This window comes from Vibrio sp. 1159, from assembly GCF_033340395.1.
GTDB lineage: Bacteria > Pseudomonadota > Gammaproteobacteria > Enterobacterales > Vibrionaceae > Vibrio > Vibrio alginolyticus.
In genome coordinates, this window is the sequence record NZ_JAWOWL010000034.1 from 21,011 (window position 1) to 37,080 (window position 16,070).

Annotated in this window: 9 protein-coding genes and 5 pseudogenes; 7 read left to right on the forward strand and 7 right to left on the reverse strand. The window is 46.6% G+C overall.

All coding sequences use genetic code 11. The features are described 5' to 3' along the window. Positions 1–63 precede the first annotated feature (63 nt). Complete coding sequence (locus R7127_RS20955) at positions 64–1,395, forward strand: IS4 family transposase (RefSeq protein WP_065274336.1); 1,332 nt, start codon at positions 64–66, stop codon at positions 1,393–1,395. A 127-nt stretch (positions 1,396–1,522) separates the two neighbouring features. Beyond that, positions 1,523–2,311 (forward strand): annotated as a pseudogene (locus R7127_RS20960) (IS630 family transposase); the annotation flags it as partial. Positions 2,312–2,409: 98 nt separating this feature from the next. Here R7127_RS20960 and ltrA read toward each other — a convergent pair. Continuing rightward, a complete protein-coding gene (gene ltrA, locus R7127_RS20965; protein WP_225468105.1) occupies positions 2,410–3,714 on the reverse strand; it encodes a group II intron reverse transcriptase/maturase in 1,305 nt (434 codons plus the stop codon). Positions 3,715–4,327: 613 nt separating this feature from the next. Further along, a pseudogene (locus R7127_RS20970) lies at positions 4,328–5,263 on the reverse strand (IS1634 family transposase); the annotation flags it as partial. Between R7127_RS20970 and R7127_RS20975 the strand changes: the two are divergent. Together R7127_RS20975 and R7127_RS20980 are read left to right on the forward strand one after the other, a co-directional pair. Further along, positions 5,262–5,789 carry a sodium:calcium antiporter gene (locus R7127_RS20975; RefSeq protein ID WP_022591086.1) on the forward strand — a complete coding sequence of 176 codons (528 nt, stop codon included), beginning with the start codon at positions 5,262–5,264 and terminating at the stop codon, positions 5,787–5,789. The pseudogene R7127_RS20970 and the gene R7127_RS20975 overlap by 2 nt on opposite strands. Before the next feature lie 77 nt (positions 5,790–5,866). Continuing rightward, positions 5,867–6,724, forward strand: coding sequence for a mechanosensitive ion channel family protein (locus R7127_RS20980; RefSeq protein ID WP_004729635.1), 858 nt, complete (start codon positions 5,867–5,869; stop codon positions 6,722–6,724). Between the two features lie 195 nt (positions 6,725–6,919). On the opposite strand, the gene R7127_RS20985 is transcribed toward R7127_RS20980, so the two are convergent. Beyond that, on the reverse strand, positions 6,920–8,563 hold the full coding sequence (locus tag R7127_RS20985) for a BCCT family transporter (protein ID WP_005396859.1): 1,644 nt from the start codon (positions 8,561–8,563) through the stop codon (positions 6,920–6,922). Between the two features lie 308 nt (positions 8,564–8,871). Here R7127_RS20985 and R7127_RS20990 point away from each other — a divergent pair, with 308 nt between their 5' ends. Continuing rightward, positions 8,872–9,174 (forward strand): hypothetical protein, encoded by a 303-nt coding sequence (locus tag R7127_RS20990; RefSeq protein WP_213870761.1) that lies wholly within the window; start codon positions 8,872–8,874, stop codon positions 9,172–9,174. A gap of 384 nt (positions 9,175–9,558) precedes the next feature. Further along, positions 9,559–10,305: pseudogene (gene tnpC / locus R7127_RS20995) on the forward strand (IS66 family transposase); the annotation flags it as partial. A gap of 48 nt (positions 10,306–10,353) precedes the next feature. On the opposite strand, the pseudogene R7127_RS21000 reads toward tnpC, so the two are convergent. Then, positions 10,354–10,725: pseudogene (locus tag R7127_RS21000) on the reverse strand (DUF4277 domain-containing protein); the annotation flags it as partial. Between the two features lie 131 nt (positions 10,726–10,856). Here R7127_RS21000 and R7127_RS21005 point away from each other — a divergent pair. Next, positions 10,857–11,117: pseudogene (locus R7127_RS21005) on the forward strand (transposase); the annotation flags it as partial. On the opposite strand, the gene R7127_RS21010 reads toward R7127_RS21005, so the two are convergent. From R7127_RS21010 to traN, 3 genes are all read right to left on the reverse strand, one after another. After that, positions 11,095–11,784, reverse strand: coding sequence for a hypothetical protein (locus R7127_RS21010; RefSeq protein ID WP_005396850.1), 690 nt, complete (start codon positions 11,782–11,784; stop codon positions 11,095–11,097). The pseudogene R7127_RS21005 and the gene R7127_RS21010 sit on opposite strands and share 23 nt — an antisense overlap. Before the next feature lie 30 nt (positions 11,785–11,814). Next, positions 11,815–12,147: a hypothetical protein gene (locus R7127_RS21015; RefSeq protein WP_065274332.1), complete on the reverse strand. Its 333-nt coding sequence runs from the start codon at positions 12,145–12,147 to the stop codon at positions 11,815–11,817. Between the two features lie 230 nt (positions 12,148–12,377). Further along, entirely contained in the window at positions 12,378–16,070 is a 3,693-nt protein-coding gene (gene traN, locus R7127_RS21020; protein ID WP_225468079.1) for a conjugal transfer protein TraN, read from the reverse strand.

The window sequence follows — 16,070 nt, forward strand, 5'->3', positions numbered from 1 at the left end:
GTTGAACGATCCTACGGATGGTTAACAATACCCTCAGTACACTAATTGCTGAGGGTATTTTTTATGTTGGCTCACTGGCTGATTGATGTCGATACGTTTGCTGCACCAGAATCACTGGCTCTCTTCCAAAAAGAACTCCCGCTCGAATGGATAGAGCAAGCCCTTGATTCTACCAATAAAGCCAGCATGAGACGGCGTAAGTTACCCGCCGAACTTGTCGTTTGGCTAATTGTCGGTATTGGCTTGTATCGGGATAAACCCATCACGGAAGTTTTAGATAAACTAGGCCTCAAGCTTTCCAACCACTTAGGGGATTCTGTTGCACCAAGTGCTATTCCTCAAGCGAGAAAGCGCCTCACCGCCCAACCTTTGGAAGCGCTTTTTAAACTGACAGCAGCCCATTGGACCCAGCAGGAAGATAGCGATGACAAATGGTTTGGACTGAGTTTACTTTCTGTCGACGGCACTCAGTTCAGCACCCATGATACCGCCTGTCTTGCAGAGCACTTCCAATACATCAAGTACAATGAAAACCACCATACTGAATACCCGATTGTTCGATTATGTGCCCTCACATCGCTGCGAAGTCGTTTATTACATGATGTTGTCTTTGGGCCCAGCTCGACAGGAGAGGTCTCTTATGCCAAACAGCTGGCCGCTTCAGCCCCCGCTCACTCCCTGACGATTTTTGACCGCTGTTACCTCAGTGCCGAGTTGATGATTAATTGGCAACGGCAACATACGACGAGTCACTGGATGACGCCGATAAAATCCAACACGCAATATGAAGTGGTTGAGCAACTGGATAAGGAAGGGCGAGACCTTTTAGTGGAAATGAAAGTGTCAGCCCATGCTCGGAAACAAGACCCAAGCTTGCCGGAGAAATGGCAAGCCCGCCTTGTCCTGTACCCTAAGCCAGAACAACCTAATCACGTCATAGGTGTTCTCACCTCCTTAACGAGTCTGGAATATGGTACGCAGTCATTACTGGATGTGTATTTTGAACGATGGGAAATAGAGAACAGCTACGGAGAGATAAAGCACAATATGCTCGAAGATGAAGTGCTGCTACGAAGTCAGTCTGTGGAGGGGGTAATACAAGAAATCTGGGGAATATTGATAGCTTACAATTTGGTTCGCCTGGAAATCAGTCGTATTGCGAGAGAGGCGCAGGTATCGCCATTGCGTATAAGTTTTATGATGGCATTGAGAGATATTCAGGATGAGCTGATGTGGTGTGCGATAGCCTCCCCCGGCTCCATCCCGAGAAAGCTAAGGGCCATGCGGGAGAGAGTTAAACGCTACATACTGCCCCAAAAAAGAAAACGGCCCAAAGCAAGGACCGTTCGTATCAATAAAACTCGCTACCCTGTTCGCTCTAAACACCTTAAGTGATAGGTGTTACCTCTTGAAGGGGCTTTTTCAAGATACGACGCAAGGCTTGCGCTGCATATAACTATTCAAGCATTGGTTATATACCCGTGATCATTGAAGATGCTTGATTTTCGATAGAATCAGGATCATGCTACGAACCATGAAAATTACACTGACTCCTCAACAGAAACTGCAACTCGAACAAATGCACGACATTGAACGTGATAGTCGAGTTTGCGACCGTATTAAGGCTGTTTTGCTGGCTTCTGAAGGCTGGAGTCAGACTATGATTTCACAAGCTCTTCGTATTCATGAATCGACCGTTGCTCGTCATCTCAGCGACTACGTTCTTTCTGAAAAACTTAAGCCTGAAAATGGCGGAAGCCAAAGCAAGCTTTCTGCTACTCAAACCATGCACCTAATCGAGCATTTGACTGAGAAAACCTATTCTCATACGCATCAAATTGTCACTTACGTTAAAGAGACATTTGGACTGGATTACACGGTTTCTGGTATGAATAAATGGCTTCACCACAATGGTTTTAGCTACAAGCAACCGAAAGGCGTACCACACAAGTTTGATGAAGCACAACAGCAAGCATTTATAGAGGCTTATGAAGCGTTAAAGGCAAGCTGTGACAAGGATGAATCGATAGTCTTTATCGACGCAGTTCACCCAACACTATCAACAAAAATATCTCATGGCTGGATACGAACTGGTCAGGATAAAGTGATTGAAACAACGGGTAATCGTAGCCGATTGAACATTATTGGCGCACTGAACTTGTCGGATATTGGAGCAACCATTGTTCACAACTATGAGAGCATTAACAGTGAATCGATTGTTCGCTTTTTCTGTGAGTTAAGAAAGAGTTATCCCTTAGCTCATAAGCTTCATATCATCTTGGATGGTGCGGGATATCACCGCAGTGACTTAGGTAGAGTAGGTCACTGGCTTCGGCACAACCCTTATCCAGCAACCCCTCTTCAATTCCGTGCATGAGGTTTTCCCTCACACGGCTTTCACATAAATGTTCACCTGCTCACCTTCGCAGTTTTCATCTTCGTCGGTTGTAGATACACAAGACCTGCCTTGTGTAACTTATCCCATGTATCTTGCGCAAGATACAGGCTCCGACGTTGACTTCGGCTTCTTGACCATCGATAAAAGCGTGCCACCAAAAACCAATCCATCTTGAAGAAGACCTGTCGAGGATAACCTACTTTGCCAAAGTAATTCTTCCAGCCTCTTACTACTCTATTAACCCGCTCAACGAGCTGATCTAGGGTCAGAGACGTTCTATGCTTCACTATGCTTCGCAACTTATCCTTATACTTCTTTTGGCTCTTCTTCGATGGATAGATCTTTACGTAGTTGGTGTGCTGGATGAAACCCACTATGTACTTGAAAGTGAACCCTAAGAAGTCAAATTCATTTCCTACTTGGGTCATATCTACGATGTGAGTTTTATCTTCATTGAGCTTTAGTCCTTCCTGCTCCAGCTCATTCTTTATCCAGTCCTGTTGGGCTGAATTGAATGGCGTTTTCGACAGGATAACAAAGTCATCTGCATAAGAAATTATCTTGCATGGTGTCTTTGTCGCAATCTTCCGACAAAAGTCATTTAGGTAAATGTTTGCCAATAGTGGCGAAATCACCCCGCCTTGAGGCGTGCCGATAGGGTTTCCCACTATTCGGCTCTTTCCTTTTGCTGTTGGCTCACTTATCGGCGCTTTGAGGAATAGCTTAATCAGTCTTAGTACTGCCCTATCCGTCACTTTAGACCTTACCTTATCCAGTAATCGTGAATGTGGTATAGTGTCGAAAAACTTTGATAGGTCAGCATCATAGACTTGCTGATACCCTTGTTTCAGATAGCCATTAATGCATATCACTGCGTCTTGTGCACTGCGCTTAGGTCTGTAACCGTAGCTATTACAGTGGAAGTGAGGCTCGAAGACTGGACTTAGCACAAGCGTGCATGCCATTTGTACAATGCGATCTCTGATACTTGGTATGCCCAAATTTCGAGTCTTACCATTGTCTTTTGGTATTTGCACTCTCTTGACCGGCAGAGGTCTGTACCTGCCTTCTACCAGCTCCGCTCTTAATGTTTTGATCAATTTACCAGACGTTTCAATGCTATTTAAGTCCTCAAATCTGACACCATCGACTCCCGCCGCCCCTTTGTTTGCTTTACACAAATAGAAGGCATCCCACAGGATGTCGAAACGACAAATTTTGTCATACAGACTATAAAATGCTTGGTCTGGCTCCTGCTTTGAGCGCAGGTAAAGTTTTCGCTGAAATTCTCGAACTTTATTTGAAGTGCTAGCCATTCGGCAATCTCCTGCTGAAATTTCTTTAAAAACGTCATTTATGTTTGGGCCCCTTCCCTAGATGAGGTTATGTTGTCCTCATCATCTTTGGTACTATGGGCTCATCCGACTGCCTATTGTGTATACACTGAGAATTTCGAGGTCCCCTCTTATATCTCTGCGCTGGTGCGCGACTCTCACAGCAATAGGCTCTCCCACGTTTACTCAACATCCTTCAATGCATGCCATCTTGTATTACACCGGGAAACCACACAGTTGCCTTCGCTAGTTGCTTCACTGTATGTGGCAGGGTTCGTATACTCGGAGCGACTCCCCATTTCCACTTGCGTGACGATGCTTAACCAAGTTCGCTTAATGCTACGGCCTACATTGCGTCTCAACGATTTCTCGTCTTTGTCACTGGGCTTCATATCATGCTGTTGCCATCATGTATGCCAGTCAGACTTCTAGGTGAACTAGCAATTTCCTAGGTAGGGACTTTGCACCCTACTGGACTTAACCCATTGTTTAGGTTAACGTTCTGGGCTTATTATGCCATTTAATCGCTTGGCTGCGTCTCTTGCCCAGAGCAGTGTTGAGCACCTCGTGGCGCTCCCGAGATTCCGCAGCCAATTTAGGAATAAACTGCTTCATACAGAACACCAAGAAGCTTAAGCAGCCGAGTCTGATGCTCTTGAACACCCGTTATGAAGCTTTGGCCGCCAAATTCGAGTGTGTCGATACCTTCGAATTTTAAGAATACCCAACGTGCCGTCGGTTTAGTTGTCGTCTTGTTCTTTACCATGCTAGGAAAGAATTCCTCGGTCTTAGTGAGACTCTCTCGGATTTTGTGCTCTAAGCTTGCGTAGACGAGTAGGCTCAGCGTCATGATCATCAGTAGTGCCTCGATTCGCTGAGGTTTCTTCAGGAAAATTGATGATGTTAAGAACTCAGGGCTTTTCAAAAAGCGAAAGCCGCGCTCGACCTTTTGCTGAGACTTGTAATGTTCAAGCAATGCAACCATTGTTAGGTCGGTGTTGTCAGTATCGTTGGTGGCGAGAATAAACATACCTACTTTAAGCTTGGCCAGTTTCACCTTTTCTAGATCGGTATAAGGCGTAGCATCTATCAAATAGCGGTATCCCGTCGGCTTTTCATCTTTCTTCGGCCGACCACGACCTGAATAAATTGGCTCTTTAACGATGGTTGATTGCGCGAAGCCAAGCAAATGACACTGGTTGGCGAAGTCGCTCATTGCTTGCTCGGCATCCACTGCGCAAGCAAACTGCTTTTTCTTTAGTTGTCCCAGCGCTTTCAGCTCTTTGGTGATATTTTTGTCTAAGTTCTTATAAAACGTTACCTGTTCTCGCTTGGTTGCTTGTTCACTATGAATCAACAGCCACTTCTGAGATACCGAGCCATAATCAGCGTCAACCCAACAACCCGAGTAGCCATTGCCGATATGGCTCAGCTGCTCTGGCTCAAGGTTCATTAAGGCCTCTTTGGCTGATTTAATGGTCATTGGAACACGCGTAATAAACTTCTGTTGTTGCTCATCCAGTGAACGAATGCCACGGAAAAGCCAGCTACCGCCTGAAGTAGAACAACAGGTGATGCCGCAATCTATGACCTTATCCCGCGCTATTTTCTGGCTCGTTACCGGTTTGGTGTTGCTGGTCGCGAGCTCTCGCATTTTAGTGTGGGGAGCGGTCAATATTGCTCAGGAACTGGGTGTCAGTGAACTGACGATTGGTCTGACGATTGTCGCTCTGGGGACTTCATTGCCGGAACTGGCGGCATCGCTTGCGGCAGCGCGTAAAGGTGAGCATGACTTGGCTGTCGGTAACGTGGTAGGCTCAAACATGTTTAATTCGCTGGCCGTGGTCGGTATTGCCGGTGCCATTGAGCCGATTTCCGATGTTGGAGCGGAAATTTTCTGGCGTGACTGGTCATCGGTCCTGTTCTGTACGGCCTTGCTGCTCTTCACTGCGGTAAAAATTGGTAAAGCAAAAACTATTTCCCGCCTGGAAGGGGGAGTGTTCGTTCTGTGTTATTTAAGTTATAACATTTACTTGATTCAAGGCAGTGTTGGTTAGCGCTGCTTAATGCTGGTGCCTGGTTGAGATATCCGGGTACCGTTTTACAACATCAATAACCCGTTACGGAGATAAAAATGGAGTTACTCGTCAGCTTTTACGAGACACATCAGGCGTTGATTCTGGATATCATCCAGAACTCAATTTTAACCCTGCTTATTTTAGTGATTGCTTCTATCGCATCAAAACTGATGCGTGCCGGTATTCAGAAAGCCATTATGAAAGTGAGCAATGGTGATGAGATTGTCGCGTCTCTGATGTCTAAAGTCGGTGGTTATATTGTCTACATTCTCGCTCTGGTCATTATTCTCGACCTGTTTGGTGTCAATACCACCAGTTTGGTTGCCTTAGTCGGTGCGGCCGGTTTGGCGATTGGCCTGGCATTAAAAGATACCCTGAGCAATATTGCTGCGGGGATTATGATTTTGTTCCTGAAACCGATAAAAAAAGGTGAATTCGTTGAGTTTGCCGGTTACAGCGGTACGGTAAAAGATATTGGTTTGTTCACCTCAGTATTTGAAACCGGTGACGGCCTGTATATTTCCAGCCCGAATCGCACCGTCTGGAACGCAACCATTCGTAACTTCAGCCGTAACGGCCGTCGTCGTATGGAAATCGTGGTAGGTATCTCTTACGAGGATTCAATTGAAACCGGCCTGAAAGTGCTTCAGGATTTAGCGCTCAGCCATGAAGCAGTCATGCTGGATCCGAAACCGCAGGTGATGGTTCAGATGCTGGCGGACAGCTCAGTGAATCTGCAACTACGCGCCTGGTGTACCACGGATAAATACTGGGAAACCTACTGGAGCATTCAGCGTCAGGTGAAAGGTAAGATTGAGGAAGCGGGTATGACCATTCCGTTCCCGCAACGTGATCTGCACATTACGATGACTCAGCCTCAAGCGCAGGAATTGCTGGGTCAGAACAAGGCCTGATGCTCAGCCATTAGCGTTTAATGCTACATAAAAAAGCCTCGCAGTTATCACTGCGAGGCTTTTTCGTATCAGTGTCTCGTCCTGAAATGTGTTTACATATTGATGACGAGAGACTGAATAGTCACTTTGTCAATGAGTGGCTCCGTTACACAAACTCGGACACGGAGCCTGCCCATTGTCTTTTAAAGTAAACCGTTATTTGGCTTTCTTAACCCGCGGTTCACTCATCAGGCCTTTAATCAGCGATATTGTCGCTATCAACAAGACGATAGTGAACGGGAAGCCGGTTGTTACCGCCATCGCCTGCGCCGCAGCCAAACCACCACCCAGCAGCAATGCTATCGCTACTAAGCCTTCGAAGGTACACCAGAACACGCGCTGTGGTGTCGGTGCATCCACTTTACCGCCGGCAGCAATGGTATCGATAACCAGCGAACCTGAATCCGATGATGTGATAAAGAACACAACGACCAGTACGATACCGATGAATGATGTAATTTCATGCAGAGGCATAACTTCAAGCATTTCGAACAGTTTCAATGGCAGGTCTGCGTCCATCACGGCTTTATAACCATCGTTGACGTATTGACTGATCGCGGTACCACCGAACGCCGTCATCCAGAACACACACACGGTTGACGGAACAATCAGCACACAGACGATAAACTCGCGTACGGTTCGGCCACGTGATACACGAGCAATGAACATACCGACGAATGGTGACCATGAAATCCACCACGCCCAGTAGAACGATGTCCAGCCTTGAGAATAGTTCACATCTTCACGGCCAAATGGCATCGACAGTGCAGGGAAGTTGGTCAGATAAGCACCGATATTATCGAAAAATCCGAGCAGAATCGCGGCTGTCGGACCGATGACTACCACGAAAAACAGCAGCAGTGCAGCCAGCAGCATGTTCATTTCTGACAGGCGTTTTACGCCGCCATCAAGGCCAGCCAGTACAGACAGCAGTGCAAATGCAGTGATCACAATGATCAGAATAATTTGCGTGGTGTCAGTCAATGGGATATCAAACAGGAAGTTTAACCCGGTCGCAGCCTGAGACGCGCCGTAGCCCAGAGATGTCGCCAGACCGAAGACCGTCGCCACAATTGCCAGAATATCGATGATATGACCAGTCAAGCCCCAGACTCGTTCGCCAAACAGCGGATAGAACACTGAACGCATAGTCAGTGGTAACCCTTTGTTGAACGAGAAAATAGCCAGTCCCAGAGCCAGCAATGCGTATATTGCCCAAGGGTGAAGTGCCCAATGGTAAATCGTCGCTGCCATACCGAGCGAACGTGCGGCTTCGGTATCACCCATCGCACCACCCAGTGGTGCCCAGTCGGTACGCACACCATTTTCCAGTGTGGTGCCGCCCAGCGCGGTAGTGAAATGGGTCATGGGTTCAGAAACGCCAAAGAAGACCAGGCCAATCCCCATGCCGGCCGCAAATAACATCGCCAGCCATCCTGAATAGGAATAATCCGGAGTGGCATCGGTACCGCCGATTCTGACCCGGCCTAACGGTGATATGGCCAGTCCGAGACAGACGACAACAAAAATGTTACCTGATAACAAGAAGAACCAATCAAGACTTGAGGTGAGCCAAGATCTTAAGTGAAGAAACAGGGGTTCGACTTGTTCGCGAAAGATTAGGGTTGCAAATACAAAGATGACAATCGCTAAGCCTGAGACGGCGAAAACCCGGTTATGAATGTCCAGGCCAAACGGACCGACGGAAAGAACGACGTTGTCCTGACCAACGGTATAATCCGTATCGATTGGGTTTGCTTTGCCACTAGGGTGGGGAACACCACCGTTATCGCTACTCATTTTCTCTCCATTGTTGGTTATAAAAATTCACTAGATGTCGTGAGAAGCTAAGCACTCAGATAATGTGAGTGCTTCTCTTTTTCCAAGAAAATGATTTAGGTCATTTCCATTGGATATAAAACTCTCCTAATATAAAAAAATACCCAGTTAGTACTGCCATAAATCACCATCTGAGATGGAAAAAATAATGAAAAACATGGCATTAAAAGGACCTTATTATTGTCCGTTATCTTACTGGTTGCAACCTCCGTTGCATTGGCCAATTTCGCCTCTTACTACGAGCAAAAACCTCTTTGACTAAGAGTATTATGGCTCAAAGTAACAGTTTTGTATTGGAGCAAGCGGAAATGATCAGCTCCTACATCGATGAGAAAGCCGGCGGTGTGAGCAAAATTGCCCAACAGTATAAAAACCAGCCGATGACAGGCTCTGCCGATGAACTGATTAACCAGACCAAGTCTCTGGCTAACGCGCTCAATCTGGAGAGCGCAGCGCGCTTCCTGTATCGAAAAAATGCAGGGCGGTACCGTATCCGCGGATTTGACCTTATCGTTTTTGAACGACATGGTCAAAACGACTATCTCGAGTGCGGTGGCTGTGATCATGAGTGACAACACGACATTGCTGCCTTCATCGTCGTCTGTTACTAAAAGTGGCGACAAAGTTACGGATTATCCTAGGCTTAAGAAGCCGTGCTGAATGCTGTTGGTAAACAGAGCTCTGTGTTTGACTACACTCTTAACGGGTAACCCAAAATCTTGTTCTCACATGTTATTAATGTTGGGGACAAAAATGGTACTAGGCAATTGGCTTAGACCGTTCGATTGCCTTTGCTCAGTTCGATGGACCAGAAACAATGCGATCCTTGCGACGGTTGTTGCCACGATAGTTTGCGTGGTTATCGCATTTTCTTGATCAACTTTTTTATCGTCCGATTATTTCTCTGCGCGATACGATCGCTAACCTTTCCAGTAGCAACGGTGACCTGGTTCAGATCACCTTTGATTCATGCTGACGAGACCTCTCATCACAGAAATGATGAACAAAGCCTTCGCTGGTGTTGGTTAGTGGCAAGTGATGACCTTGTCTATGAGCAAATACTTTATTCGCGCTCGACCTCATCAGCGAAAAAGGTCATTGATGAAGACTATGCAGGCATTGTGGTCAGCGACCAGTGCCCTAGCTATAACTGGATAGCCGCAGACCGTCATCAGTTATGTTGGGCACATGTGAAGCGTAACCTTCAGCAAATGGCGGATTATAGTGGCGGTGGCCACACCGCTTATATTGGCAGACATCTTTGTTTGCTGACGAACGCCATTTTCCATACTCGGCATCGTTATGAACAAGATGAGTTAAATTATGCGCTATACTTACGAAGAATGCGTAGGTTGCAGAAATCGTTCGATCATTGGTTGAGCAAAGGGACTGATGTCATGGTCAAGCGATATCGGGGGCGATGCAAGTTACTGCTCAAACATAGAGAGAGCTTGTGGGTTTTCCTCAAGAAAGTGTCAATCCCCTTAACCAATAATGAAGCTGAGCGATGTATTAGAGGTTTTGTAATCCAAAGGAAAATCAGCTTCGGAACGACCTCGGATGCAGGCGATAAATTCCGCAGTAGGATACATACCCTCATCGAAACCTGCAAAAAACGTGGCTTGTCGGCAATGTCAGTGTTGAGTGAGATCATCACGGCTGTTGTGGCGAAGAGACCGTACCCCAACATCTTTGATCTATAGGCTGTTCCCCCCGTTAATATCGAGTCAAGTTACCTTGGTGAACGATTACGTTTTAAGTCCTAGCTTATCAACGACATGCTCTGCAATCGCTTGATAAAGTGCGGAGACATCTGCTTCATATAAAGCATCTAACGTGCGTCCGAGTACATCGTCCGTTAAATGGTGAGCTTCAATATCTTTAGCAAGCAACTTGGCAACAGGCTTCGTCTCGAAGAAGTCAGAAAACATATGCAGCGTTCTGCTGTGAAAGCCAAGACCATTGAGAATCATCGCCAAGACCGCATCGCCATGTGAAACGTTATGATCCGAGTACTTGGGAATGACGCGATCAATAATACCAGGTAAGCCGATTTCATGGCAGAAAGCAGCGATCAGCCCTAAGTGATCTAGGCGTTTAATGACAGGTTGAGCAGCAGACATAATAAAGTGACCGTTAAATAACAGTAATAGATCAAAACTGGGGATCGCGGTCAAGAGGTCTGTCGCACTAACATTTGTAAACGATCACTGGATCACATTGTTTTAATTCTGAAATTGGCTGCGGAATGACGGACTTAGTCAAAGATGCGGCGTTTGTCCTGAATATTGAACTGCATTATCTTCCACCTTACAGTCCAAACCTCAACCCAATCGAGCGGCTATGGAAACTAATGAATGAGAAGTCGAGGAACAACGTTTACTTCAAAAGAAAACGGGACTTCAAGGCGGCAATAGACCAATTTTTTGCAGTGACTCTTCCAGAGATCGCAGGCTCCTTGACATCTCGAATTAATGATAATTTTCAGGTTCTCAAGCCAGCATCTTCAAGTTGATTCGGTATATATGATTTTTGTAAGCGTGGTAGTTATCAAGTACCTGATGATAAAGCATTGCCGACTTTTTTCTTGCGGCAGGATGGAAGGCATTGATGAAGACAACCCCGTCATTAACATGCACTCGTTCGCTAACTTTTTTAAGCTCAGGGAATACGTAACGTTTAACTTGATTATATGTGCCGCAAAGCACAACAATGTCAGGGTTAATCAACTCAATTTGCCTTCGAACAAAAGGGGCAAATTCTTTGGCATGGGCGTCAAATGATTTTTGGTCGGTTCGCGCACTTCCAGATGTTTTCCTTATATTTATGTATGCAATATTCTTAACTGCATTTTTTTCATTTAATTTAGCATCTCTCAGTGACGGCACAGCCCCATCATATTTTTGAAGTCCGTAAGCCCAACGCCCCACCCGACGAAGAACCTTTCCTCGCCACCATCCACTTGCCTTCACCTCAATAGCTCTATTAATAGCGTTGACAATATTTTGCTTTGCTTCATTTGTTTCCTTTAAAACAAACAAAACTTTTTTACCACAACTATCCCAGTCCTCAGTTGAAATCACTCCATCGTAGTTGAAATACCAATCCTTCGGGAATGCCTCTGACCATGCAACCATTAACTTATCAAGACAGTCTATTTCTGAAACATATTTATCATCCATAGGAAAACTCAGGCTGGTTCTTATAAAACATCATTTGGATAGATGAGTAGTTCCATTAGGTAGCCATTCAATATTTAAAGTGCCACCACCGAAACGTACAATCCCTTCCTTTTTCGGAAGCACGTTACATTGACCTCGGTATTCTATGAAATTATCCAGAAGTTCAAGCAAGTGTAGTTTGAAGCCTGACTCGGTGACCTGATCAAAAATGTCATCTTCAAGAGTCCAAGATGTTCCGCTTAGGCGGTCTTCGTCATCTTCCGCACGAAACACTACCTCACCCGACACCTTCACAATGTCAGGGTGTTGTTTTGAAAGCATAGCCAAGCGAGTAGCTTCAAAATTTTGATCGAAATTAGGCACTATTAATTTTCCTTTTATCATAAATTTGATATATGCCAGACTATCAGCTTTTCCTTTTTGCAGCAGCCTCCTAAGTCTGAAAATAGTAAAAACTCAGAGTAGGTTGCGTACACGCTGAACAGATAGTATAAAAGACACAAAGTGCCAAATTGGTTACCTTAAGGCAAATTACGCTCATTAAAGTAACCAAAATGGAACATTATTGGCGCAGCTATTTTAGAAGGACGTGCTCAATTATTCCCCGAAATTTCTTCCGTCGCCTCCTGACGCAGTTTCTGAGCATCCATTCCGTTTAGCCTTTCAATAGCTCGGTCTGCGGCACTTTGACGGCTTCCATCCACGTTTAGCGTACTTCCTGAGCCTGTGAGTCGTTCCAGATCCAGTGACGGTACTTCGGGTAGGTTGCCCGTGATCGATAAGATACCTATCCATTCATCCAGATTGACTTGGCTCCAATCCACCTGGTTTAACTGACTAGCGGTCAAACCTTCACAGTTTGGTGACTTGGCACTGCCCCAGCCAAGGCCCAATTGCGGACGTACTTGTTCCTGAATGATCCGTGAAAGCGGCGAAGTAAAGCAGCAATATGATTGCCGTTTCTCAACACAGGCACCTAAGAACTTAGACTTGCAGTAAGAACCTACATAGTGGCAACTCTTCAATACTCGCTTGGCGTTCATCTCAAACTCACTCTGCTCACATTTCCAGATAAGCTGAATGAGGATCATGGTGACTGAATAAATCATGTAGGCCGTCATAACCGTACTCAGAACCGCGCCCGCAGCGCCACCCAGCGCGAAGTTACCACCCGAAACAACACCATCGGCTCCAACCGCGCCACCAACGTTACTAAACAGTGCCGATTGCGCCCCCGAACCAAAGGTAGTTCCTACCCATTCAGCCGTTTTGTTGGTCAACACCTGCATGAAGCCAGTCGCAGCTTGCTCCGCTCCCGCGCCAGCAGCCGTTGATGGCCCAGCCCCCATGAGAGAGTCCCATGCAGACACAAAAGGCTCTTTGACCGCACTCCAAGTGCTCGTGATTGGCTCCCTGAGCGTATTCCAGGAACCATAGATTGCCGACGACGGATTCATGGCCATGACTGCCGTATCAAGCTTGTTAACCGCCACTATCATCGTGATGTAGTCCGATAGCGAAATGCCACTTGGCTTTTCACAGCAATCCACTATACCTCCAACGGCTTTTTTGCACTGGCCAGCATTACCTTTAAAGATCGTACACTCAACGTTATCTTGGCCATCAGCTCCCGTACAAGACATATCATTGGTCATAAACTGCGCCGCATTAAGCATCGCTGCGGCTTCTGCAAAGTTAGCCTGCTTGATTGACTCTGGCTCTAAACAATCTGTGCCCATACAGCGAACTGGCCCCTCACAGTTGTATTGAGTTTCCATTCGTGCATTTTGCACTTCAACGCTTTGTCCACAGTCATACACCAAACTTTGGATATAGCAGAAGCCTTCATGACCAGCCCCGCCTTCAGTGCATTCGGTTCTGACATACTGGCAGGACGGGTTTTGCTCTAGCGCGGCACACGTATTGGTGGTCGTGTTTTGTCCGTTATTGACGATGGTTTGTGTATTACCATTGGCATCTACCCAGCTATCTGAGCTGCCCATATTGAACTCTGGATGAGCAGTCGAAGCATTGTAGGTCGCTCTTGCCCTCCAGCATGAGAGCCCCAGTCCATCAGAACTGCCGCGACTGGTTAAATGAGCAGGAGACGAAACAACCGCCGGATAAAGGCTTCCAAGATTGGCCAACTCGCCACTTCCAACCGATAACCCTTCAATTCGTTTTGTGCCCGTATCCAAACACTGCCACTGCACCGCAGTAAACTGATCCGTTTGCATCAAGCACTGGTCTATGCCCGGTTCACTTGATTGATGAACAACGTCTTGCTCTAAGTACTTGCCGGAGAAGGTCAAGGAAGCACTCAGTTTCGCAGGAGCCAAGCACTTCTGAACTTCTCGGCTGCAAGTATCGAAATCGACTTTGTTCCAGCCGGAATCGCATCTGGAACGAGTGACTTCCTGAGGTTCATGCCACGAAATAATCGAACCATTGACGACTTTACACAATGAGCCAACCAAGGTTCCTTTTGGACAGGTCATTTCAGGGTATTTAATGGACGGTTTCGTCTCAGTCACCGTCTCCTTATTGCCCGTCAATGAGAGTGTCGTTTTCCAACCATTTGCCTTTGACGGCGACTCGGTGATTTTTATCTCAGTATTTTGATTATCAAAAATCCTCAGTGTCGCGTTTCCAGTTTGCATAGTACTGCTGTGCTGTGGAACAAAACTGAGCGTTTCAGAGCTAAAGCAACCGCGCTCAATGGACCAGCTTTGTTGATGGGTTTCAGCGGATACACGTCGCTCTAACTGACACTGAGTAAGCGTGCTGATCTTCTCGCACACCTGGTAATCCGGTACATGCTTGGTTTCAGTAAATGGCGTAATCGTCTGAGTAGGCTCACAGGCCTCAAAACTACTCGGCATAAGGTTGGATACCACGCACTTTGGATCGCTGGTTTGCAATCCACAGTCATAGGTATCGGTAAAACGCATGCATTCACCTTTATCATTGGTTTCTGCACATTCTGACGACATGAAGCCACAGGAAGGATTCGCTTCAAGCACTTGGCAGGCCTGATTTTCAATCCCCTTATAGCTTTCGTCATCCACACTCACTTGTACACGCCGACACAAAGGCGATATGCCAGCCACTGGGCTTGGGGCAAAGTAGGATTCACAAACTGAAACACCATTGACCACCGTACATCCGTTGGTTGAGGACGGCTGATCCGTGCATTGAATGCTGTAGTCTGAAAACTTCGTCGGGATATCCGCTGCTTGTTCGATACAGGACTGTGGTGACCAACTATCATTCATCACCACCTTGGTTGGATCAAAGCGCACCTTGATGCGTGCATAGCCCTCACCACTACCCGTTACCGATACGCGAATTTTTACCGGCACTTCTAAACCTGGTTCTACCGCTTTTAGCTTGGCAGTGAGATCGGTATTTGGATTGCGCTCCCAACTGGTACTGAGCTCGCAGCGACCTGCCGTTTCTGGTGGAAAGTTATTGTTCGGTCCAGACCATACTTTCTGATCGCCAAGCCAAACTTGCATGTAGTCATCCCATTTGGCGTACTCAAGAACGGCTGAGGTAATCGCATCGGGGTTCACGACTTTGAGTGTGATGGCCTGTTCGAACACTTTACAACTGCCACTCCAGTAGTTGTCACCAATTCGTCCTATCCAAACCTCAAGACACCCCTCACCACAAGAGCGAAGGTTCATCGGTCCGGAAACATGCTCAATAATGCCTGCCGTGTAATCGTGAGTAATAGTGCAGCTGTTAACCGCTGTATTGAGCCTGTCACATTGCTGGTAGTTTGGGCTTCCTTCACCTTGAGACTCACAGCCTGGGAAGCTTTGTGTTAATAGATTTGGGTCAGTTTGAACCGCATCGGTTAATGCCCAAAGGGGATCATTGACCATATCTGGCCGAGACCTGTCTTTGATCTGTTGTAGCGAACGAAATGCTTCACCCGTAGCGCCACTTTCGGATGCCATGCTCTCTTGGCGCTGTGTCCCCAATTGATTCATGCTGGCATCAGAGCCATAAACGCCCGTTAAGACATCCAATGAGCCCTGATCCATACCAGGGAAAAGCTCTTGCAAGTTAATGGACTCATTACCACTGCCATTCGGCACCGACAATGTATTGCCATTGAGTGCGGGCATCGTCCAGTTTTGCAGCAATTGCTTACCTTCTTGTTGTCCGCTTAGACCGGATTGGCGCTGCACATCAGCGGCCACACCATGTAAGGGCAAGCACGCCATAGTGATAGATAAAATACCCGCTAACACTCGGGTAAAAAATGTTGGTTTCAT